The organism is Sphaerisporangium rubeum (assembly GCF_014207705.1).
Lineage (GTDB): Bacteria > Actinomycetota > Actinomycetes > Streptosporangiales > Streptosporangiaceae > Sphaerisporangium > Sphaerisporangium rubeum.
Window position 1 is genome coordinate 3,935,064 of the sequence record NZ_JACHIU010000001.1, and the last position, 21,317, is coordinate 3,956,380.

Annotated in this window: 17 protein-coding genes; 8 read left to right on the forward strand and 9 right to left on the reverse strand. The window is 72.1% G+C overall.

Annotated features, from left to right (window positions below):
- Nucleotides 1-167: 167 nt before the first annotated feature.
- A complete protein-coding gene (locus BJ992_RS16995) occupies nucleotides 168-3,437 on the forward strand; it encodes a S41 family peptidase (RefSeq protein WP_184982114.1) in 3,270 nt (1,089 codons plus the stop codon).
- Nucleotides 3,438-3,494: 57 nt separating this feature from the next.
- Here BJ992_RS16995 and BJ992_RS17000 read toward each other — a convergent pair whose 3' ends face one another.
- Nucleotides 3,495-4,493 (reverse strand): GDSL-type esterase/lipase family protein, encoded by a 999-nt coding sequence (locus tag BJ992_RS17000; protein ID WP_184982116.1) that lies wholly within the window; start codon nucleotides 4,491-4,493, stop codon nucleotides 3,495-3,497.
- A gap of 249 nt (nucleotides 4,494-4,742) precedes the next feature.
- On the opposite strand from BJ992_RS17000, the gene BJ992_RS17005 reads away from it, so the two are divergent.
- A complete protein-coding gene (locus BJ992_RS17005) occupies nucleotides 4,743-5,972 on the forward strand; it encodes an isochorismate synthase (RefSeq protein WP_425503672.1) in 1,230 nt (409 codons plus the stop codon).
- A gap of 190 nt (nucleotides 5,973-6,162) precedes the next feature.
- The gene (locus BJ992_RS17010) at nucleotides 6,163-6,903 is read left to right on the forward strand and encodes a GntR family transcriptional regulator (RefSeq protein ID WP_184982118.1); all 741 of its coding nucleotides are present in this window, start codon (nucleotides 6,163-6,165) and stop codon (nucleotides 6,901-6,903) included.
- A gap of 83 nt (nucleotides 6,904-6,986) precedes the next feature.
- Here BJ992_RS17010 and BJ992_RS17015 read toward each other — a convergent pair whose 3' ends face one another.
- From BJ992_RS17015 to menB, 7 genes are all read right to left on the reverse strand, one after another.
- Nucleotides 6,987-8,069 (reverse strand): thiopeptide maturation pyridine synthase, encoded by a 1,083-nt coding sequence (locus tag BJ992_RS17015; RefSeq protein WP_184982120.1) that lies wholly within the window; start codon nucleotides 8,067-8,069, stop codon nucleotides 6,987-6,989.
- The gene (locus tag BJ992_RS17020; RefSeq protein WP_184982122.1) at nucleotides 8,066-9,115 is read right to left on the reverse strand and encodes a lantibiotic dehydratase C-terminal domain-containing protein; all 1,050 of its coding nucleotides are present in this window, start codon (nucleotides 9,113-9,115) and stop codon (nucleotides 8,066-8,068) included. The genes BJ992_RS17015 and BJ992_RS17020 overlap by 4 nt, the downstream gene beginning before the upstream one ends.
- Nucleotides 9,108-11,717 carry a lantibiotic dehydratase family protein gene (locus tag BJ992_RS17025; protein ID WP_184982130.1) on the reverse strand — a complete coding sequence of 870 codons (2,610 nt, stop codon included), beginning with the start codon at nucleotides 11,715-11,717 and terminating at the stop codon, nucleotides 9,108-9,110. Before BJ992_RS17025 ends, BJ992_RS17020 begins: the two co-directional genes overlap by 8 nt.
- A gap of 11 nt (nucleotides 11,718-11,728) precedes the next feature.
- Entirely contained in the window at nucleotides 11,729-11,887 is a 159-nt protein-coding gene (locus BJ992_RS17030; protein WP_184982132.1) for a hypothetical protein, read from the reverse strand.
- A gap of 451 nt (nucleotides 11,888-12,338) precedes the next feature.
- Nucleotides 12,339-13,034: a DedA family protein gene (locus BJ992_RS17035; protein WP_184982134.1), complete on the reverse strand. Its 696-nt coding sequence runs from the start codon at nucleotides 13,032-13,034 to the stop codon at nucleotides 12,339-12,341.
- Nucleotides 13,035-13,044: 10 nt separating this feature from the next.
- Nucleotides 13,045-14,733 carry a 2-succinyl-5-enolpyruvyl-6-hydroxy-3-cyclohexene-1-carboxylic-acid synthase gene (menD, locus tag BJ992_RS17040; protein WP_184982136.1) on the reverse strand — a complete coding sequence of 563 codons (1,689 nt, stop codon included), beginning with the start codon at nucleotides 14,731-14,733 and terminating at the stop codon, nucleotides 13,045-13,047.
- 74 nt (nucleotides 14,734-14,807) lie between these two features.
- Complete coding sequence (gene menB, locus BJ992_RS17045) at nucleotides 14,808-15,629, reverse strand: 1,4-dihydroxy-2-naphthoyl-CoA synthase (protein WP_184988312.1); 822 nt, start codon at nucleotides 15,627-15,629, stop codon at nucleotides 14,808-14,810.
- A 97-nt stretch (nucleotides 15,630-15,726) separates the two neighbouring features.
- Between menB and BJ992_RS17050 the strand changes: the two genes are divergently transcribed.
- From BJ992_RS17050 to BJ992_RS17060, 3 genes are all read left to right on the forward strand, one after another.
- Nucleotides 15,727-16,902: an AMP-binding protein gene (locus BJ992_RS17050; RefSeq protein ID WP_184982138.1), complete on the forward strand. Its 1,176-nt coding sequence runs from the start codon at nucleotides 15,727-15,729 to the stop codon at nucleotides 16,900-16,902.
- Between the two features lie 79 nt (nucleotides 16,903-16,981).
- On the forward strand, nucleotides 16,982-17,326 hold the full coding sequence (locus BJ992_RS17055) for a hypothetical protein (protein WP_184982140.1): 345 nt from the start codon (nucleotides 16,982-16,984) through the stop codon (nucleotides 17,324-17,326).
- 258 nt (nucleotides 17,327-17,584) lie between these two features.
- Entirely contained in the window at nucleotides 17,585-19,075 is a 1,491-nt protein-coding gene (locus BJ992_RS17060; RefSeq protein ID WP_184982141.1) for an RNA polymerase sigma factor, read from the forward strand.
- 99 nt (nucleotides 19,076-19,174) lie between these two features.
- Here the strand turns inward: BJ992_RS17060 and BJ992_RS17065 are convergent, their stop codons facing one another.
- Nucleotides 19,175-19,573, reverse strand: coding sequence for a hypothetical protein (locus BJ992_RS17065; RefSeq protein ID WP_184982144.1), 399 nt, complete (start codon nucleotides 19,571-19,573; stop codon nucleotides 19,175-19,177).
- 506 nt (nucleotides 19,574-20,079) lie between these two features.
- On the opposite strand from BJ992_RS17065, the gene BJ992_RS17070 reads away from it, so the two are divergent.
- Both BJ992_RS17070 and BJ992_RS17075 read left to right on the forward strand, forming a co-directional pair.
- Nucleotides 20,080-20,691, forward strand: a complete 612-nt coding sequence (locus BJ992_RS17070) for a TetR family transcriptional regulator (protein WP_184982146.1) — start codon at nucleotides 20,080-20,082, stop codon at nucleotides 20,689-20,691.
- A 329-nt stretch (nucleotides 20,692-21,020) separates the two neighbouring features.
- Nucleotides 21,021-21,221 (forward strand): DUF5999 family protein, encoded by a 201-nt coding sequence (locus tag BJ992_RS17075; protein ID WP_184982148.1) that lies wholly within the window; start codon nucleotides 21,021-21,023, stop codon nucleotides 21,219-21,221.
- Nucleotides 21,222-21,317 lie beyond the last annotated feature (96 nt).

A 21,317-nucleotide genomic window follows, 5' to 3' on the forward strand; every position in this document is an offset into this window, starting at 1 on the left:
CCGGGACACCTCCAAGGCGCGTCACCGGCCGGGGCCTCGACGTGGCGACCGCGGCGGCGGATCATGGAAGGCGGCGGAATGTAGGGGTGCGGTTACCACGAGGAGGCGTGCAGCCGGAAAGATGGCCGCCAGCAGTGCAGAACGCTCCGGAACGAACGTGAGGATCGATGTCCGCATATATCCGGTTTCCCGCGATCTTCGAGGATTTGGTGGCGTTCACCGCCGAAGACGACCTGTGGACGGTGTCCAGCCAAGGAGGACGGGCCCACCGCCTCACCGCCGGACTCGCCGAGGCCACCTACCCCCGGTTCTCACCGGACGGCGGCCTGCTCGCGTTCGTCGGCTGCGAAGAAGGACCCGAAGAGGTCTACATCATGCCCGCCGACGGCGGCCCCGCACGCCGCCTCACCTACGACGCGGCACTCTGCACCGTCACCACCTGGTCCCCCGACGGCGACGTCATCTACGCCAGCGACGCACGCCAGCCGTTCAACCGCCGCAAACACCTCCACCGCGTGGACACACAAGGACACACCCGGCCACTCCCCCACGGCCCCGCCAACACCATCGCCTACGGCCCCGGCGGCGCCGTCGTCCTCGGCCGCAACACCGCCGACCCCGCACGATGGAAGCGCTACCGCGGCGGCACCGTCGGCGACCTGTGGATCGACAGAGAAGGCGACGGCAACTTCGCCAGGCTCATCGCCCTCGCCGGCAACCTCGCCTCCCCCTGCTGGGCCGGCGACCGCGTCTACTTCCTGTCCGACCACGAAGGCATCGGCAACGTCTACTCCTGCACCCCCACCGGCACCGGCCTGCGCCGCCACACCGACCACGGCGAATACTACGCACGCAACCTCTCGAGCGACGGCACCCGCCTCGTCTACCACTCCGCGGGTGACCTCTACCTCCTCGACCCCGCCGAAGGCGAACCCCGGCGCCTCGACGTGAGACTCGGCAGCTCACGCACCCAGCGCAACCGCCGCTTCGCCTCCGCCGCGCGCTACCTCGACAGCGCGCGCCTCGCCCCCGACGGCAGCGGCCTCGCCGTCACCACCCGCGGCAAGGCCTACTCGTTCGGCAACTGGGAAGGCCCCGTACGCCAGCACGGCGAACCCGACGGCGTCCGCTACCGCCTGCTCAGCTGGCTCCCCGGCCACGACCGGCTCATCGCCGCCGCGAGCGACGACACCGAATGGGAAACCCTCGTCGTGCTCACCGCCGACGGCAGCGCCGACCCCATCCGCCTCACCGGCCTCGACACCGGCCGCGCCATCAACCTGGAGGTGTCACCCGGCGCCGACCGCGTCGCACTCGCCAACCACCGCAACCAACTGCTCGTCATCGACCTCCCCGCCGGACCCGGCGATCAACCCACCCTCACCGTCGCCGACCACAGCCCCTACTCCCGCATCACCGGCCTCACCTGGTCCCCCGACGGCGACTGGCTCGCCTACGCCTGCCCCGAATCGGCCCAGACCACGGCCATCAAGCTCTACCAGACCACGACCGGCCGGACCCACCGCGTCACCCGCCCCGTCCTCCGCGACGGCATGCCCGCCTTCGACCCCGAAGGCCGCTACCTCTACTTCATCGGCGAACGCGTCTTCAACCCCGTCTACGACGCCCTGCAGTTCGACCTCGGCTTCCCCCTCGGCACCCGCCCCTACGCCGTCACCCTCCGCCACGACGTCCCCTCACCGTTCGTCCCCGAACCCCAGCCCCTCACCGGCGACGACGGCAAGAAGACATCCACCGGCGAACCCGGCCAGGACGACGCCGGCACCCCGGCGGACGACACCGAGGACCAGACCGGCGACGAGTCCGGGAACGACGCCGGCGACGAAGGATTGCGCATCGACCTGGACGGCATCGAACGGCGCGTCATCGCCTTCCCCGTCCCCGAAGGCCGCTACCACCGCATCGCCGGTCTCAAGGACAAAGTGCTGTTCACCGTCCACCAGGTCACCGGCAGCCGCGCCGACGAGTACGCCGACCACACCGGCGCCACCCTCCAGGCGTACGACCTGCGCAAACACAAAGTCGACACCATCACAGGCGACGTCACCGACTTCCGCCTCGGCCACGACGGCACCACCCTGCTCCTGCGCTCAGGCAACCGCCTGCGCGTCGTCAAAGCCGGCGACACACCCCCCGACGACGACGCCACCACCCGCACCTCCGGCTGGATCGACCTGCACCGCGTCAAGGTCTCCGTGCTCCCCGACGCCGAATGGCGCCAGATGTTCCGCGAGGCCTGGCGCCTCCAGCGCGAGCACTTCTGGGCCGAGGACATGGCCGGAATCGACTGGGACGGCGTCTACCGCCGCTACCTCCCCCTCGTCGACAAGATCACCACCCGCGGCGAGTTCTCCGACCTGCTCTGGGAACTCCACGGCGAACTCGGCACCTCCCACGCCTACGAAGCAGGCGGCGAATACCGCGAAAGCCCCCACTACTGGCAGGGCCTGCTCGGCGCCGACACCGAGTACCGCGACGGCGCGCACGTCATCACCCACATCGTCCACGGCGACCCCTGGGACCCCGAAGCCACCTCCCCCCTCAACCGTCCAGGCCTCGGCATACGACCAGGCGACACGGTCACCGCCGTCAACGGCCAGCCCGCCACCACCCCCGAAGGCCCCGCTCGCCTCCTGGTCAACCAGGCCGACCAGGAGATCGAACTCACCGTCAGGCGCGGTGACACCCCACCGCGCACCGTCACCGTCAAGGCCATGTCCGACGAACAACCGGCCCGCTACCGCGACTGGGTGGAGACCAACCGGGCCCGCGTCCACGAACGCACCGGCGGCCGCGTCGGCTACCTGCACATCCCCAACATGGGCCCGCTCGGCTACGCCGAGTTCCACCGCGGTTTCCTCGCCGAGCACGACCGCGAGGGCCTGGTGGTGGACGTCCGCTTCAACGGCGGCGGCCACGTCTCCGGCCTGCTCCTGCAGAAACTCGCCCGCCGCAGACTCGGCTACGACTTCCCCCGCTGGGGGGTGCCGGAGCCCTACCCCGCCGAGTCACCCCGCGGCCCGATGGTCGCCATCACCAACGAGCTCGCCGGCTCCGACGGCGACATCTTCAGCCACACCTTCAAACTGCTCAAGCTCGGCCCCCTGGTCGGCAAACGCACCTGGGGCGGCGTCATCGGCATCTGGCCCCGTCACCGGCTCGCCGACGGCACCGTCACGACCCAGCCGGAGTTCTCCTTCGCCTTCGACGACGTCGGCTGGCGCGTGGAGAACTACGGCACCGACCCCGACGTCGAGGTGGACATCACCCCGCAGGAGTACGCCACCGGCGTCGACTCCCAGCTGGAACGCGCCGTCGATCTCGCGCTGGAGGCCCTGGCCGAACGTCCCCCGCACACCCCCAACCCGGCCGACCGGCCGCGTCTCACCGTGCCGCCACTGCCACCTCGTGGGTGACGGGGTTGGAAATTGCCAAGGGAATCTGATCTCCACCTGGCGCCTTTACGATGTAGATCACTGAGTGCTCCAACCGGCGGCGGGCCACTGCGCGATCGCGCCGTCGGCCGGCAGGGACGGTTTTGGTGTCGCGGACGGCGAAGGGGGCGGCACCGGCTCCTCCTCCGGCGGCGTCCGCTGTTCCGGCGCGTCCTGCTCGGGCTTGCGCTGTGCCAGAGGGTCCTCGCGGGCCAGCGGCGAGCGGTCGAACGAGAAGCCGTTCGTGAACGTCGCCTGCGCCAGGGCCCGCTGGCCGTCGGCGTTGGGGTGGAAGAAGTCCCACTTGCTCACGTGGTCCAGCGTGAACGGGTAGGAGAAAACCGCGCCGCCGTCGTACCGGCAGCCGGGGCCGTACGCCGCGCAGGCCTCGGCCATCTGCGCGTTGTACTCCTGCACCCGCTCACGCACACGGTCGCGGCGCGCCTTGTCCTTCTTGGCGTCGGAACCGGCATTGGCCAGCATTGTGGGGCAGATGCCGCCGATCGCCCAGAACGACTTGGCCAGGACGTTGTCCTTGCCGATGCGCCACAGCCGCTTCAGATCGGGGATGCTGGCCGCGAACACCTTCGCCCCGGACGGCGCGAGCACCGCCAGCGCGCGGTCGATGCGCGCGCGGTAGGTCGCCACCGGGGTCATCTTGGACTCGCTCGCCACGCACGCGTCCTGCGCGCCGATCAGCAGCGTGACGTACCCGGCCTTGGCGGCCACGGCCTTCTGCGCCTGCGCGGCCATGTCGGCGCTGGTCGACCCGGGGACCGCGAAGTTGCGGTTGTGGCCCTTGATGGCCGGGCCGAGGGCCAGCAGCCGCAGGTAGTGGCTGTTCACCCCCGGGTGGTCACCCGCCGACCAGGACCGCGAGGTGCACGAGACGTACCAGCCGCAGGCGTTGAACCCCGCGCTGATCGAGTCGCCGAGCGCCGCCATCACCGGCGGGACCGGGTCGGCGGCGAGCGCCACCGCCGTACCCGGAGCCCCCGCCACCGCGGCGGCGAGCACGAACGCGATCCTTTTGACCATGGGCACCTCACCTGGGACACGATCTACGGGAGAGATCGGAAGAACGAGCACCCAAGGTAGAGATCGGCGACGACCTGCTCTATTACCTCTGAGCAAGGCGTTGCTACCGTTGACCAAGTTCCTATCGCGGCTTGACAGGGCAGGAGCGCGTGTGCAGCCGGAGACGGCCCGACATCACCTTCCCCCCACCCGGCTGTGAGAGGTGCCCCCGATGTCGAACGTGTTCAGTTTCCGCATAAGGTGGGCAAGGTGAGTGTCGCGCTCGGGATGACCCGCCCCCCGCTGGTTCGCACCATTCCCGTTCACGACCCGGAGGACCTGGTCGCCCGCCTGCCGCAGGCACCCCCGTACGCCTGGATCCACCAGGGGGACGGCCTGGTCGCCTGGGGAGAGGCGGCCAGAGCCACGGTGCCGCCGGGTGCGGGACGCTTCGACTGGGCACGCCGCTGGCTGGCGCGCGTGTTCGCCGGGACCCGCGTCGAGGACGACGTCCTGGTCCCCGGCTCGGGTCCGGTCGCGTTTGGTTCGTTCACCTTCGACCCGGCCTCCGCCGGTTCGGTGCTCGTCGTCCCTCGCATCGTGCTCGGCCGCCGGGACGGCCGCGCGTGGCTGACCACCGTCGGCGACCCCCCCATCGACCTGATGGCCCCACCCGAGAGCCCCGGCGGCGTGCTGTACGCCGACGGCTCGCGCACCGCGCCGGAGTGGGAGCACGCGGTGGCCCGCGCCGTCGGCGAGATCCGGTCGGGACGGCTGGAGAAGGTCGTGCTCGCCCGCGACCTCGTCGCCACCACCGAACGCGACATCGACGTACGGCTGCTGCTGGACCGCCTGGCCCGCGCCTACCCCGAGTGCTACACGTTCTCCTGCGACGGCCTGGTCGGCGCCACCCCCGAACTCCTGGTGCGCCACACCGGCCAGGCCATCGAGTCCCTTGTCCTCGCCGGCACCACCGCCAGAGGCGCCACCCCCGCCGAGGACAAGGAACGCGGCCAGGCCCTGTTCGACTCCCCCAAGAACCGCCACGAGCACGTCTGCGCCGTCGCCTCGGTCCGCGACGCGCTCGCCCCCCTGTGCGCGGAGCTGACCGTCCCCGACGAACCGGAACTGCTGACCCTCCCCAACGTCCAGCACCTGGCCAGCCGGGTGCACGGCCGCCTGTCCGACGGCGCCTCCGTGCTCGACGTCGTCGCCGCCATGCACCCCACGGCCGCCGTCGGCGGCACCCCCACCGCCGTGGCCCTCGACGTCATCCGCCGGCTCGAAGGCATGGACCGCGGCCGCTACGCCGGCCCGGTCGGCTGGATCGACGCGCGCGGCGACGGCGAATGGGGCATCGCCCTGCGCAGCGCCGAGATCACCGGCCCCACCGCACGCCTGTTCGCCGGTTGCGGCATCATGCGCGACTCCGACCCCGCCGCCGAGCTCGCCGAGGCCCAGGCCAAGTTCCGCGTGATGCGCCAGGCCCTGGAGGGCTGAGCCGGCGGCCCGCGCCGCACGCCACGGCCCCGCTCACCGGCCGGCGTCCGCGACCCGTTCCGCTCCGTGTGCCGCGGCATAAGGGGTCTTCCTGACCTGCACGGTTCACTTGGGTCAGAATTTGTCAGGACATTCTGACGTCCGCTAGCCTCTCACCGTAAGCGGTCGGTCACGGAGCCGGGAGTACGCGATGAGCACTCGACTCGACATCGATCTCGACCGGTCGAGCCCGGTGCCGCTGTACTTCCAGGTGGCCGAGCAGATCGCCGAGGCGATCAAGCGGGGCGAACTGGGGCCGGGTGCGCGGCTGGACAACGAGATACTGCTGGCGGACCGGCTCGGGCTGTCACGGCCCACGATCCGGCAGGCGATCCAGTACCTCGTGGACAAGGGCCTGCTGGTGCGCAAACGCGGCGTCGGCACGCAGGTCGTGCACGGACAGGTGAAGCGGTCGGTGGAGCTGACCAGCCTGTACGACGACCTGCGGCGCGCCGGGCAGGAGCCGGGAACGCGGGTGCTGGCACTGGAGGCGGTGGGGGCCGACGACGCGATCGCCGCGGTGCTCGGGGTCGCGGCCGGCACGCCGGTGGTGCGGGTCGAACGGGTGCGGTACGCCTCAGGGGAGCCGCTGGCGGTGCTGCACAACTGGCTGCCCGCCGGGCTCGGGCCGCTCACCGCGCAGGCACTGGAGGAACGCGGGCTGTACGAGCTGCTGCGCGCCGCCGGGGTCCGCATGCGCGTCGCGAACCAGCGCATCGGGGCCAAGGCCGCCACCAACGTCGAGGCCCGGCTGCTGGACGAGCGGCGCGGCGCTCCCCTGCTCACCATGACGCGCACCACCTACGACGACCAGGGACGGGCCGTGGAGCACGGGTCGCATGTCTACCGTGCCACGCACTACTCGCTGGAGGTCACGCTCATCGAGCGCTGAACCGGGACAGCCGGCCGGGTGACGGAGGTCCGGCAGCAGGCGGACAGGGGTCGTGACCACCCAGGTGCCTTTTACAAAGTAGATCAGCCGGAGTTCTGGCTGAGGAGGTAGTCGCGCGCCTTCTCCAACGGAGACACCCCGTACTCCTCCTCCACCGCCGAGGCGATCAGATGGCAGAACAGGTGCCGCTGGATCGCGGTGACACCGAGCCGGGCCAGGTGCGCGTAGAGCATGTTGACCACGAGGCGATGAGCGAGGAACCAGTCCGATTCGAGAACCTCGCTCCGGAACCGGCCGGTGGACATGAGCACGTCGAAATAGCCGACGGGGTGGCGCTGGACCACGGGCTGGTCGGGGAAGTCCAGGTCGATCTCCTTACGGGCCAGCAGCGGGAGAGCCGTCTCCTTCTGGCGGCGGGTGAAGGCGATCCAGTCGCGTACGTGCGGCGGCGGGTCGCCGGCGTCGATCGCCGCGACCACGCCGGTCACCGTCGCGCGCATCTGCCTGGCGTTCTGGCGGTACCGGGCCTCGAACGCCGCCATGAGCGCGTCGCGGTCCTCGCAGCACGAGGCGGCCGCCTCGACGTGCGAGCGGTACGACATGTACCCGCGGGCGATCGGGGGGACGCTCACGTGGGCCACGGCGACCATGAGGTCGATGACGGCCGTGAACAGCGCGAGCTCGCCCCGCCGGACCCGGTCGAGCGTGCCGAACGCGAGCCTGGTGCTCTCCGCGGCGGCCTCGTCGATCAGGTCCGCCAGCACCTGGCCGCCGAAGACGCGCAGCCGGTCGTCGTACGGCTCGGTCTGCAGGGAGTTGTCCGGGTACCACGGCGACAGCGGCCCGGTCTCGTGTTCCCGCACGGCGAGCAGGCGGTGCGCGGCGAGATGCTCGTGCTCGTCGAGGCGGGTGGTGGACGGGTGCTCACGCAGATACCGGGTGATCGCCTCGGTGGCGGCAGGGAGGATCTCGCGGTCCCAGTCCCCCGTGGCCGCTCGGAAGTTGAGCCGCAGGTGAGGGCCCTGGCGCCAGTGGCGGACGATGTACGGCCGCTGGACCAGGCCGTCCAGGCGCCGCAGGAGCGGCCGGACGCAGTCCAGGATCAGGCCGTCCTTGTCCTGGTCGTAGTACCGGATCTGGACGGCGCGCCAGGTGACGTCACTCATGGCCTCTCCTCTTTCCGCGCCTGCGCCTGCAGGGTGGCGGCGCTCAGGTACCGCAGGTGCGCCTCTTCGGCGATCGACAGGCCGAGCCGGTTGCAGAACAGGTGGACGCACCGGTCCAGCACGATCAGGACGTCGTCCCGTGCCGCGTCGGCGGGGCCGTCAAGGCGAGGACCACCGGGGACACGGAGGCTCGTGTCCTGTCGGGCCGGACCGAAGCGGCCGGCCCGCCGGAGCGCGTCGAGCCGCCGCCGCAGGGTGCCGATCGACCGCCACCAGGCCCCGGCGTGAGATTCCTGCGGAGGCGGCCCACCGGCACGGCCGGCCGGTGGGTGGTCCCCGGACATGACGGCGCGGGAGGCGACGGCTCGGCAGCGCTCGGCCTGTGCGACGAGGGCTTCGCGCCGGCTCGCGAAGATCTCCGCCTGCCGTGCGCGAGCCGGAGCCGGATCCCAGCGGCCGCGTTCCCGGGTCAGCAGAAGGCCGAGGCGGCGAGGGTCGGGTTCCCCGGCCATGAGGGTGAGCATCGTCGCGGCGAGAGCGTGGCCGAGGCGCCGCCGGTGGTCGGGCTCGGCGCGCAGGATCGCCAGCGCGATCCGGCTGGAGTCGGTGAAGTGCCGTTCGACGGCCGTGACGGCCTCCGGCCCGCCGAACGTCGCGTACTCCGGCCGGTAGGCGACGGCCTCGACGTGGTCGTCGGGACGAAGCCGTTCGTCGTACGCGGCCAGGCCCTCGCGCCGCGCGAACTCCCGCGCCAGCAGCGCGTAGTGCTCACGGTCCCAGGTGCCGGCCGACGGATGCGCCACGAGGTGCTCCTCCAGTACGGCGGTGGCACGTTTCCCGATCGTCGCGGCGTCGCCGGCGTCACGCGGCAGCAGGCGGAGCCGGAGATGCGGGCCGCCCTCCCAGTACCGCAGGAAGAAGAACCCCTCCAGCCGCGGATCCAGCTCTCCGACCAGACCGTCGACGGCCGTGGTGAGCAGCAGGTCGGTGCCGGCCCGGTGGAAGGCGTGCAGCGAGATCCAGCGGTCGGTCATGGCCTCAGTCATGGTTCACCTCGACCACGTACTCGGTCACATGGCGGTGCTCGCCGGGCCGCTCGCCGGGCCGCTCGCCGGACCGCTCGCCGCCGCCGGCGATGACGACGGCCGCCTCGAAGTCCGGCAGCAGCTCATGGAAGACGACCATCGGCCCGCTGGTGTCCAGCCCTCGGTCGAACAGCGCGACCAGCGCGGGGTCGGCCAGATCGAGATATGTCGGTTTGGCGTGCCGCGCGAGGCGCAGCCGCTCGCGGACCTGTGTGCCGGGGGCCGACGAGGAGACGAAACACCGTTCCGGCAGGCCGTGAGAGGCGAACCACCCGGCGAGCGCCAGCAGGTGTGCCGCCTCCGAGTCGCCTTTGCCCCGGCGCGGGATCTGGCGACTCGGGACATACCAGGCGACCCGCGCCACGGTGACCCGGCCGACCGTCACCCGGCCCCTGCGCACGACGTGGGACGGCACGGACTCGGGCCGCGGGGAGAAGACCGACTCCAGGTCCGTCACGGGGCTCGGCATGTCACCGAAGACCTGCAGCAACAGGCGTGCCGTACGCGGCAGCAGCATGGGAGCGACCATTCCCGTGTACACCGGCATGAGCCGGGTGCCGTACGTCATGTGCGTCAGGACGAGGCCACCGGGCTCGTGCCGGACCGCGAGGTCCCCCATGGCGCACGTGTCCGGACCACGCGGAACCGCGCCTGGATAGCCGAGCTCCTGGGCCGCCACCGGGGAACGCAGGTTGACGTTGCTGCCGAACAGCCCGGTGATCTCCACCGGCGTGCCGCGTTCCGTACCGAGGAGGCGGTTCTCCCCCACCGGAACGCCGGCGACCCGCAGCAGGCGGTGCACGCGGCTGCGCATCGCGCCGTGCCCCGGGCCGAGACCGTTCAGCACCAGGCGTACCGGCGTGCCGTCCGGCGGGCCGATCGTCTGCACGAAACAGGACAGCGACCCCACCGGACGGACGAACGCGGGGCGGCCGGCCGCCGAGCCGGCCAGCACCTCCGGATCGATGGTCAGTGTGCCGGGGGTCTCGCGCAGCGGCCCGCGTACCGCGGCCAGCGCCGCGGTCCTGGCGTCCTGGAGTTCGCCGAGCCGGGGAACGGCGGGGGTGCGGCCGGCCGGGGGCCGCTCCTGCCACGGGTACATGAGCGCGTGCAGCTCGCCGGCCGGGGTGCCGGGGGCCGCTCGGTGGGTCCGCTCCGCGAGCGTCCGGTGGAACCGGCCGAACGGCACCTGCTCGCCGGGGCCGAACCACTCCGCGAACAGGTCGGCGGCGAGCAGCCTCGCGACGCCGTCCCGGTCGAACACGGCCGCGAAATCGGTGATCACGTGCAGATCGCGGAGAGCGGGACGCCAGGCGGCAAGGCCGAGCCACGGTCCGGGGGTGGTGAGCACGGCGTTCTCGTGGAAGAGGTTGCGATCAGGCAGGCGGTCGGCGTCGTTTCCCGCCAGCGCGGCGAACGCGGACCGGACCTCACGCCGCAGCGCCTCACGTTCCGGCACGCCGGCCGCCTCCGGGTAACGGGTGAGCGCCTCCTGCGCGGCGGCCAGTGCCTTGCCTGCCGGATGCGTGCCGAGCCGGTCGGCCAGGCCGGCGAGATGCGCGGCGGCCTGGTCGGCGACCGGGGGACGGAGCTCCAGCACGCCGAGGCCGGCCAGCCGGCCGAACGCGCCGCCGGCCCGGACACGCAGATCGTCGTGCGGCGGGCTCAGCAGCCGCCGGAGCGGCTCGGACGCGGCGACGCCGCGGTAGACGTCCTCCTGGCCGGTCAGGTACCAAAGGCGGCCGTCGTCCTCGTCGAGGCTCGGGTTGGGCCGCACGTCGAAGAGGGCCGCGAGCGTGTCGTCGGTTCGCGCGAGGCCGGTGAGCAGGCCGAGCAGCAGCGGCACGTTCGGCTCGACCGCGCCGCGCCACTCCCAGGGCCCGTCCCAGCGGACCGGCTCGCCGTCGTCGCTCCACTCGCCGAGCGCCGCCATCATGAAGGTCGCGTGCGGGCTGGTCTTCGCCACCACGCGGGCCAGATAGCGGGTGAGCCGTAGCGCGACCTGGCGCGGCGGTACGCCGCCGGCCGGCCCGGCCAGCCAGCGGCTCAGCGCGGCCGACATCTCCGGTCCCGCCTGGAGCACGCCGAAGCGGAACGCGTCGGTGCCGGCCCACCGGCGCAGCGCCTCGCCGGCGTCCCGGCGCTCCTGGTCGAGCAGGCCGGGCAGCCGCGTGACGAGCGCGTCGTGCCGGTCGAGGTCCGCGACCCAGGCCGCGACGCGTGGATCGAGGCCGTGGCCGATCTCCACCGGCCAGGCGCGGCGTCCCGGCCGCTTCGCGTTGTACAGCGCGCGCCGCAACGCCACCAGCGCCGGCCGCACCGGGCCCGGGCCTGCCGCGCCGATCACCGGTTCGAGTTCCCCCGCCAGCCGCCTCCCCTCGGCGGCCAGCCGGTCGCGGACCGCGAGGATCTCCTGGACGCTCCGCCATGTGGCCGCGCATCTCAGCTGCGCGAGCGCCGCCACCGGCAGCGCGGCGGCCCTGGCGACCACTGCCGCGTCCGCCGTGCGTCCCGGCGCGCCGATCTCGACGCGTCCCGGCAGGCCACGACGCGTCGAGACCATGTCCGGGACGCTCAGATGAGCCAGCTGGTACGGCCGGTGATACCCGAAGCGCCTACCTCGGTGTTGCCGAGGCCCATGCCGAGGGCCTTCACGAGGTCCTCGCCGGGGAGCTCGACCGTCATCACGTCGAGCGTGTCCAGATCGAGGCGGAGCGGTTCTTCTGTCGCCATCTGCTCTCCCATTCTCACCCGCGGGAGCGGGCCATATCGGTGACGAGAACCACGCTAAACAGGGCCAGGGGACCCGTCCATCCGGCCGATGGGTCCGAAATCACCGGATCGAATGACGGCCGAACAGGAATCGACTCTCCCTCGCGCCTCGGCGCGTAAGATGGCCTTCCTGAGCAGGCAGGCGTCACTGTCAGCATGTTTACAAGAACAGTCAGGCCCGCGATGGTGAGTATTTACTGTCCGCCGGAGTACGGCCTCTTTTCGACACTCGTTCCGCTTTTGGGACGGACACGACAGAGGATTCCGGGGTAACCCCGCGGACCAGCGAGATTAACCGTCAATCAATATGTGTTACGTCTTTGTTTCGCGTAATCACGGAAAGGGTGCGCGGCGTCACGGAACGCCGCAGGACCCGGTGATGCCAGGCCCCGGCGAGACGCAGTGGTGACGCCTAGCCGGCCGCCTCGGGAACCGCCTTGGCGGCCGGGTCCGGCGGCGCCGGCTCCTCGGCGTCGCCGGTGTCGCTCGCGTCCGCGGTGTGCGCGGCGGCGGCGCGGGTGGCGCGGCGCTTGATGTACAGCGTGGTGCCGATGCCGAACAGGACGGCGACCACCAGGCCGACCCAGGAGAAGCCCTTGAGCCACCGCTCGGCCACGATGCCGAGGTAGTAGATCACCGCGGTGGTGCCGCCGGCCCACAGGATGCCGCCGAGCACGTTGGCGACAAGGAAACGCCAGTACGGCATGCGCAGCGCGCCGGCGAGCGGCCCGGCGAGGATGCGCAGCAACGCGATGAACCGGCCGAAGAACACGGCCCACATGCCCCACTTGTCGAACGACTCCCTGGCCTTCTGCAGGTGCGCGGGGCCGAAGTGCTTGGGGAACCGCCTGCCGAGCCGGTCGAACAGCGGCTGGCCGCCCTTGCGGCCGATGGCGTACCCGATGGAGTCGCCGATGATCGCGCCGACGCTCGCGCAGACCCCGACCCACAGGGGGTTGACGACGTGCTGCGCCGACAGCAGCGCCGCGCTGACCAGCACCACCTCGCCGGGCAGCGGGATGCCGAGGCTCTCCAGGCCGATGACCATCCCGACGAGCGCACAGATCCATAGGGGATCGATGGCCCGCAGCCATTCGTCGACATGCATGGCTCACAGCCTATGTGGTGAGATGCTCCGACTCGCCGGTCGCCGTGAGAAAAGCCAGCACCGCCTCCTGCGCGGCCTCACGCATCGCCACGTGCACCGCGGCGTTCTCGGCGCGGTCGGTGCGGACCTCGACCATACGCGGTCCTTCGCCTCTGATGGCCTTCGGCAGGTCGCCGGCGGAGGTGAGCAACGTGTACGGGGTGCCGGTCGCCGCGGCGACGTAGGCGAGGTCGACGCCGTGCGGCGTGCCGAAGACCCGTTCGAACGGCGCGGTGAGCCCGGCCTGCGGCAGCAGCGAGAAGATGCCGCCGCCGTCGTTGTTGACCACGACCAGGCACAGATCGGGACGCGGCTCGCGCGGGCCGAGGATCAGGCCGTTCTGGTCGTGCAGGAACGCGAGATCGCCGAGCAGCGCGTAGGAGGGGCCGTTGTGCGCGAGCGCGGCGCCGACCGCGGACGACACCAGGCCGTCGATGCCGGCCGCGCCGCGGTTGGCGAGCAGCCGCAGGCCGCGGCGGGGCCGCATGGCCTGGTCCAGGTCGCGGATCGGCATGGAGGACGCGCAGAACAGCAAAGCGTTGTTGGGCAGCGCCTCGGCCAGGTCGCGGGCCAGGCGCGGCTCGCTGATGCCGGAGTCGTCGAGCACGGCGTCCACGGCGTCCCGCGCGGCGGCCTCGGCCGACCGCCAGGACCGCAGCCAGGAGTCGTCCCCCGCGGCGACCGGGATCTCCACGGCGGGGGCGACCTGGGTGGCCGACCGGCTCGGGTCCGGCCAGCGGGACATGTCCGGGCTCACCACGATGTGCTCCCCCGCGCGGCCGAGCCAGCCGAGCAGCGGCCGGGACAGCGTGGGCCGGCCGAGCGTGACCACGACGTCCGGCACGTGCGCGTCGGCGAACTCCGGGATGCCGAGCAGGAAGTGGTACGCCGAGATGGAGTGGTCGCCGTACCGCGCGCCGCCGGTGGGTTCCGACAGCACCGGCCAGCCCGCCATGCCGGCGGCGGCGACGTACCGGCGGACGTTGGCGGCGCCGTCGCCGACGACGAGCACCCCGCGCCGCGTCGGCGCGACGTGCAGGCCCGCCGACGGCGGCGCCACGCGGGAGCGCACCCACGGACCGGAGGCCGCGCCGGTGAGCGGCTCGCTCCAGGTGTCGTCCCCGTCGGGGATCAGCGGCTCGCGGAACGCCAGGTTGAGGTGCACGGGCCCCGGGTCGCCGGGGCCGAGGGACCGCTGGTAGGCGCGGCAGGTGAGCGAGCGCCAGTAGGCCACCTGGCCGGGACGGTCCTCCGGCACGCCGACCTCGGCGAACCAGCGGACCGCGCCGCCGTACATCTTGATCTGGTCGATGGTCTGACTGGCACCGGTGTCGCGCAGTTCAGGCGGCCGGTCGGCGGTCAGCACCAGCAGCGGCACCCCGGACTCGTGGGCCTCGATCACCGCCGGGTGGAAGTTGGCGGCGGCGGTCCCCGACGTGCACACCAGCGCGACCGGACGCTCGGACCTGCGGGCCAGGCCGAGCGCGAGGAAAGACGCCGACCGCTCGTCGACGCGCACGTGCAGGCGGACCCGGGGGTCGGCGTGCGCGGCGATGGCCAGCGGCGCGGAGCGGGACCCGGGGGCCAGCACCACCTCGGTCAGGCCGCAGCGCACCAGCTCGTCGACCAGCACGGACGACAGCGCGGTCGCGGGGTTCACCTGCCCTCCTCGGGCACGGCCGCGCCACGGGCCCGGCGGGGACGCCGGGTCGCGGGCACGGGCAGACAGGTCATCTAGGGACGGCGGGGGAATCTGGAGAAGTCGGGACGCCGCTTCTCCTTGAACGCGTCACGGCCCTCCTGCGCCTCCTCGCTCATGTAGTACAGCAGCGTGGCGTCCCCGGCGAACTGCTGCATGCCGGCGGCGCCGTCGCTGACCGCGTTGATGGCACCCTTGAGCATGCGCAGCGCCAGCGGCGACTTGTCCAGCATCTCGCGGCACCACTGGACGGTCTCGGCCTCCAGCTCGGCCAGCGGCACGACCTTGTTGACCAGGCCCATGGCCTCGGCCTCGGCCGCGTTGTAGAAACGGCACAGGTACCAGATCTCGCGGGCCTTCTTCAGGCCGACGGTCTCGGCGAGCAGCCACGCGCCGTACCCGCCGTCGAACGAGCCGACCTTGGGGCCGGTCTGCCCGAAGACGGCGTTGTCGGCGGCGATGGTGAGGTCGCAGCAGACGTGGAGCACGTGGCCGCCGCCGACCGCGTACCCGGCGACCATGGCGACGACCGGCTTCGGCAGGCGGCGGATCTGGATCTGCAGATCAAGGACGTTGAGGCGGCCGATGCCGTCCGGGCCGACGTAGCCGTCGTCGCCGCGGATCTTCTGGTCGCCGCCGGAGCAGAACGCCTCGGTGCCGGCGCCGGTGAGAATGATCACACCGACCTCGCCGTCGTCCCGTGCGGCCTCGAAGGCGGCACGGAGCTCGAACAGCGTGGTGGGGCGGAAGGCGTTGCGCCGCTCGGGACGGTTGATGGTGATCTTCGCGATGCCTTCGCCGGTCTCGTAGATGATGTCCTCGTAGTCACCGGACCGCTTCCAGTCGACAGTGCTCACGGTCACACTCGCTCCTCACTCACCTGCGCTCACCTGCGCGTCGCCCGGCCGGCGACTCGGGCGGGGGCGTGCATACGACGGGACTAACCTTACGACCGTGAGTGAGCGGCCTGTGCACGCGGTGGTGGCACCCCCCGGCGGCGGCCTCGCCGACCGGATACGCCTGGCGCTCGGCGGCGAGGGCCCCGCCGTGCTGCCGCTCGACCCGGGGCTGCCGGGCCCGGCGCTGCGCGCGGTGCTCGCGGAGCTGCGGCCCACCCATGTGGTCACACCGGAGGGCACCAGGGCCTACCCCGGCGGCGTGGCCGCGGCGCCGGGCACGGCGGTGATCATCGCGACGAGCGGGTCCACCGGCACCCCTAAAGGGGTGGAGCTTTCCGCCGCCGCGCTGATCGCCTCGGCGGAGGCGTCCCTGCGGCGGCTCGGGGCCCGGCCGGGGGAACGCTGGCTGTGCTGCCTGCCGCCGTCGCACGTCTCGGGGCTGCAGGTCCTGGTCCGGTCGGTGCTCTCCGGGACCGAGCCGCTGATCCATGAGCGCTTCTCCCCCGCCGCGGTCGCCGCGAGCGGCGCCGACCACGTGTCCCTGGTGCCGACGCAGCTGCGGCGCCTGCTCGACCACGGCGCCGGCCTGTCGCGGTTCCGCACCGTGCTGCTCGGCGGCGCCGCCGCGCCGCCTGACCTCGTCCGGCAGGCCGGCACGCGGGTCGTGACGACGTACGGCATGAGCGAGACCTGCGGCGGGTGCGTGTACGACGGCGTGCCGCTGGACGGCGTGGAGGCGGCGATCGGGCCCGGCGGACGCGTCAGGATCCGGGGGCCGGTGCTGTTCTCCGGGTACCGGCTCGGGACGGCGCCGTCGAACCTCGAAGGCGGCTGGTACGTCACTACAGATGTGGGAGAGTTCCGGGACGGCAGACTGCTCGTGCTCGGCCGCGCGGACGACGTCATCAACACCGGCGGCCGTAAGGTCGCCGCCGGGCCCGTCGCCGGGGTGCTCACGCGCCACCCGGCGGTACGCGACGCGGTGGTCATGGGACGGCCGCACCCGGAGTGGGGTGAGGAGGTGGTCGCGGTCGTCGTCCCGGCCGATCCCGCGGCGCCGCCGACGCTCGGGGAGCTGCGTGCCGCGGTCAAGGAGACGCTGCCGGGCTACGCGGCGCCGCGCGCGCTGGAGGTGCTCGACGGATTCCCCCTGCTCGCCAACGGAAAACACGACCTCGTAGCCATCCGTCGTACTATTTTCGGCTTTGCTGGCATGAAAGATGAATCTTGACCACAATGTCCGGTCAAGGGAACCAGAAGTCGCATCCGGCGCGTCATACCGGCGAACCGGACCCAGGAAGGACGACGTCTTGATCAAGCCGACCCGCAACATGTGGATCTCCGCCGGCATCGCCGGAGTGATCCTCGCCGGGGGCATCTCCGTCGCGGCCGCGGCCACCTCGGGAGGACTGGGCAACGGACGCCCCAGCGGCACCTCGACCGACGCGCCAGGCGAGGCGCCGGGACGCATCCCCGGCCCCGAGGTCCCGCAGAACGCCGAACCGACCCGCTCGCCCGAGGAGTTCGTGGTCCGCGAGGACCTCGACGGCGACCCCAAGAAGGTCGCCGAGTTCTGGACCGAGAAGCGCCTGGAAGACGCCGAGCCACTCCCCATCCCGGTCCTCACGCCTGACAAGCCCAAGAAGAAGGACTGACGACCGCACCGCCACCAGGGGCTACCAGCGCGAGAGGCGGGCCGCCGCGGGCGGCCCGCCTCTCGCCATGCGGGGACCCCGCGCGCCGCAGGAGGAGTGCGACCAGGGAAGATGGGTAACAGAGGACGGCGGTGCCGATGGGTCCCCACGCGGACGCCGGGAACAAACGGCGTCCTGAAACGTTATTGATACTGGTGCGCCTGGATGCCGCGCCACCCCATCGAACGTAGAGAACTCCGTGACGGAGGAGGTGTGCTCATGCCCCGAACCGCCGTGGCGACCTCGACTGAGCGCGAGGCCACCCCGACAATCGTCGCCCAGGTCATCGACCGCGGGCGAGCGCAAGGTCACCTTTCCCTCGCGGAACTTCGCGAGGCGTTCCACACGGCGCGGGTCACACCCGCGCGAGGGCGGACGATCCTGCGACAGCTCACCGACGCCGGAGTGAGTCTCACCGCGGACGATCAGCCCACGCGGACCGGAGCCCCGGCGAGGAAGACCCGTAAGAGCACCACTGTGAAGACTACCGCGAAGACCGCAATGACCCGCACCGTGAGCTCCACGAAGCACGCCGCCAAGCCCGCCACAGGACCCGCCTCTGGGCCCGATACCGAGAGCGCCGCCGCCACCGAGAGCGCCGCGACCGGCGAGGGCCGGCCGGACGGCGGGACCGCGCGCGCACGGCGGCCCGCCACCCGCCGTACCCGCAAGTCCGCCGCGGCCGAGGTCCCGGCACCCCGTCCCGAGCAGGGCCGCGAACCCGGTGACGCCGAGGACGCCTGGGAGGAGCCCGACGAGGCCGAGCTGCAGAGCGAGACGCTCGACCTCGACGACCAGTCCTCGGTCATGGGCGACTCGGTGCACACCTACCTCAAGTCGATCGGCCGCCGCACGCTGCTCACCGCGGCCGAGGAGGTCGAGCTCGCCAAGCGCATCGAGGCGGGGCTGTACGCCGAGCACAAGCTGGAGAACGAGATCCTCACCGGCGAGGAGCGCACCGACCTCGAATGGGTCGCCGCCGACGGCCGGCGCGCCAAGGACCACATGCTGGAGGCCAACCTCCGGCTGGTCGTCTCGGTGGCGAAGAAGTACACCGACCGGGGCATGGCGCTGCTGGACGTCGTCCAGGAGGGCAACCTCGGGCTGATCCGGGCCGTGGAGAAGTTCGACTACTCCAAGGGCTACAAGTTCTCCACCTACGCCATGTGGTGGATCCGGCAGGCCATCCAGCGCGGCTTCGCCGACTCGGCCCGCACCATCCGGCTGCCGGTGCACGTGCTGGAGATGCTGTCCAAACTGTCACGCGTCGAGCGCGACATGCACCAGCGTCTCGGCCGCGAGCCCACCCCCGAGGAACTGGCCGTGGAGCTCGACAAGACCCCCGACCAGATCGAGGAACTGCTGCGCACCAGCCGCCAGCCGATCAGCCTCAACGCCACCATCGGCGAGGACGGCGAGACCACCATCGGCGACCTCATCGAGGACGTCGACGCCCCCGAGGCCTCGGAGGTGGTGGACCGCCAACTGCTCGGCGCCGAGCTGCGCGGCGTGCTGGGGAACCTCACCCCGCGCGAGGCCAAGATCATGGCCCTGCGCTTCGGCCTCGTCGACGGCAAACCGCACACCCTCGACGAGATCGGCAAGCACCTGGGCCTGACCCGCGAGCGTATCCGCCAGCTGGAGAAGGAGTCCCTCTCCAAGCTCCGCCACCCGAGCAACACCCGTCCACTGCTCGACTGGGCGAGCTGACCCGCCACGAGACCCCCGTGCGGCCACGCCGAACGGGGGTCTCGCCGTCCGGGGCGAGCTGCGTGCCGGCCGGCCGCGGGAGTCGACCGGCGCGTCCGATCAGCCGGCGGCGGGGACGGGACGGGGGACGCGCGCGATGCCGGTGAGCCGGTGCTCCTCGCGCAGGGTGCGCAGCCGCTCGACCTCGGCGGTCCACATGGCGCCGCGCGGCGTGGCGACACCCTTGCGGCGGCGGATGCGGTCGTCGTAGGCCCGCACCCCGAGAGCGGCCCGCTTGGCGGCCTCCGCGGCGCGCAGGGCCTCGGTGAGCGCGCGGTCATAGGCCAGCCCGGCGGCCCGCAGCTCGTCGGCCCCCACACCGGCGGCCTGAGCGCGGCGCAACTCGGCCTCCGCCACACGCGCCTTGTCGAGCAACGCGGGATAGCCCTCGCCGACCTCGTGGTCGGCGTGCTGCCTGACCTCGGCCTCCCGGCTGACCCTCGGTCGGAAAAACGCCATCGCCCCGCCCCTTTCCGGCACACCGCCGGTCGTCCCGGCGTTCGTCGATGGAGCCCAGCGTACGGCCCCGGCGAAGCGCGCCGGTACCGGGTGCCACCTGACCGGCGAGCCCGACCGATCATGTGCCGCCACACGACCCACCGGCTCCAGGCCGGCACATCGAGGGCACCGATGAGACGACCCCGGCCCGTGCTTCAGCGGAAGGTGCCGCGCAGGCCTGACCAGCGTACGGCGGGGACCCACAGCCCACCGGCGTCAGATCGGTGAATTGCCGAGACCGGCGGGACCAGATCCCGGGCCGCCGCTTCCATGGAAGTCGCGGCGCGTGCCTCACCGGAACACGGGGAGACACACAGCCGACCGGCCCCGGATCGGCACAGCGTCGGCACCGGCGAGATGGTCCCGACTCGTGCTTTCGCTCCGGTGCGACGCATGCCGGACCGAGGTACGGCCTGCTCGGCGCGGTGCCCTTTACAAAGTAAGTGGGAGTGTGGATCATCAGGGGCATGCCTGCGAAACGACCCCCGGTCCCGCTCTCACGTGACCGCATCATCGAGGCCGCGTTGCACATCGCCGACGGCCAGGGCCTGCGGCGGCTCACCATGCGGCGGCTCGGCGACGCGCTGCAGGTGGAGGCAATGGCGATCTACCACCATCTTCCCCGCGGCAAAGAGGCCCTCCTCGACGCGCTGGCCGAGCACGTCACCACCGTCGCCGTGGACCCCTCCGGGCTCGGGGGCTGGCCGGATGTGGCACGCGCGTGGGCCCACGCCGGCCGCTCGGTCCTGCTGGAGCATCCCGGGGTGCTCGCGCTCGCGCTCACCAAACCACCCCAGGGGACGGCGCTGCTGGCCATCAGGGAGCAGACCGAGCAACTGGCCGCCGCCGGCCTGGCCGACCCGGCCCCCGCGGTGCGCACCTTGCGCGCCTACACCATGGGCAGCGTCGCGGTTGAGATCCAGCGCTCCGGCTGGGCCGCACCCGCCGAGCCGGACGAAGCGGGGAACGGCTCCGCCCCCTCGCCACTCCCCCGCGCGGCGACCGAGTCCGCCGATGCCGCGATCGAGGCCTTCGAGCGGGGGCTTTCCGCCGTGCTCAAAGGCCTCGGAGGGCCGTAATTCATCGTTTATGTGTTCGGCGGCGAGTCGTGCTTGGACCGTTATATTCGATGGGGCACGCTTGTGTCGCAGGTCACATGGCCGGACCAGCCCCGAAGACCTACCCGGACCCCTGACTCACGACCGGAAACCGTCCTAACGGGCTATGTCGCGCGCATGTGACCCGCAGCACACTTACCCTAGAGATGTGCCCTCGCGCACACGGCAAGTAGACAGCGCTCGGCCCCGTCCTACGGGGGTACGGGGGAAGGGGCAGGAGGCGCCGCCTCCCTGCCCGCGGGATCCCGGCCGAGCACAACAGATCGAGAGAGAAATCCGGAGGCACACCCATGTGCCCGCATGAGCCGTCCTGTCCGAGCAGTTCCGCGTCGGACCGCGAAGCCGCCCGCACGATCGCGGCACACCCCGAGCAGGGGTGGAGCCTGCTGTGCAACGGCATCGTGCTTTTCGAGGACACCGGGGAGCTCCTGCCCGACGGCGCGGTCATCGCCCCGCACCGCCCCACCGACCTCGCCATCAGCGCCGCCTGACCACACCGGCACCTCACACACCTTCCGGCACGCACCACCGACCAGCCGGACGGTGACACCGGCCGATCATCGCCGGCCCGGAGGCAAGGGGACCAG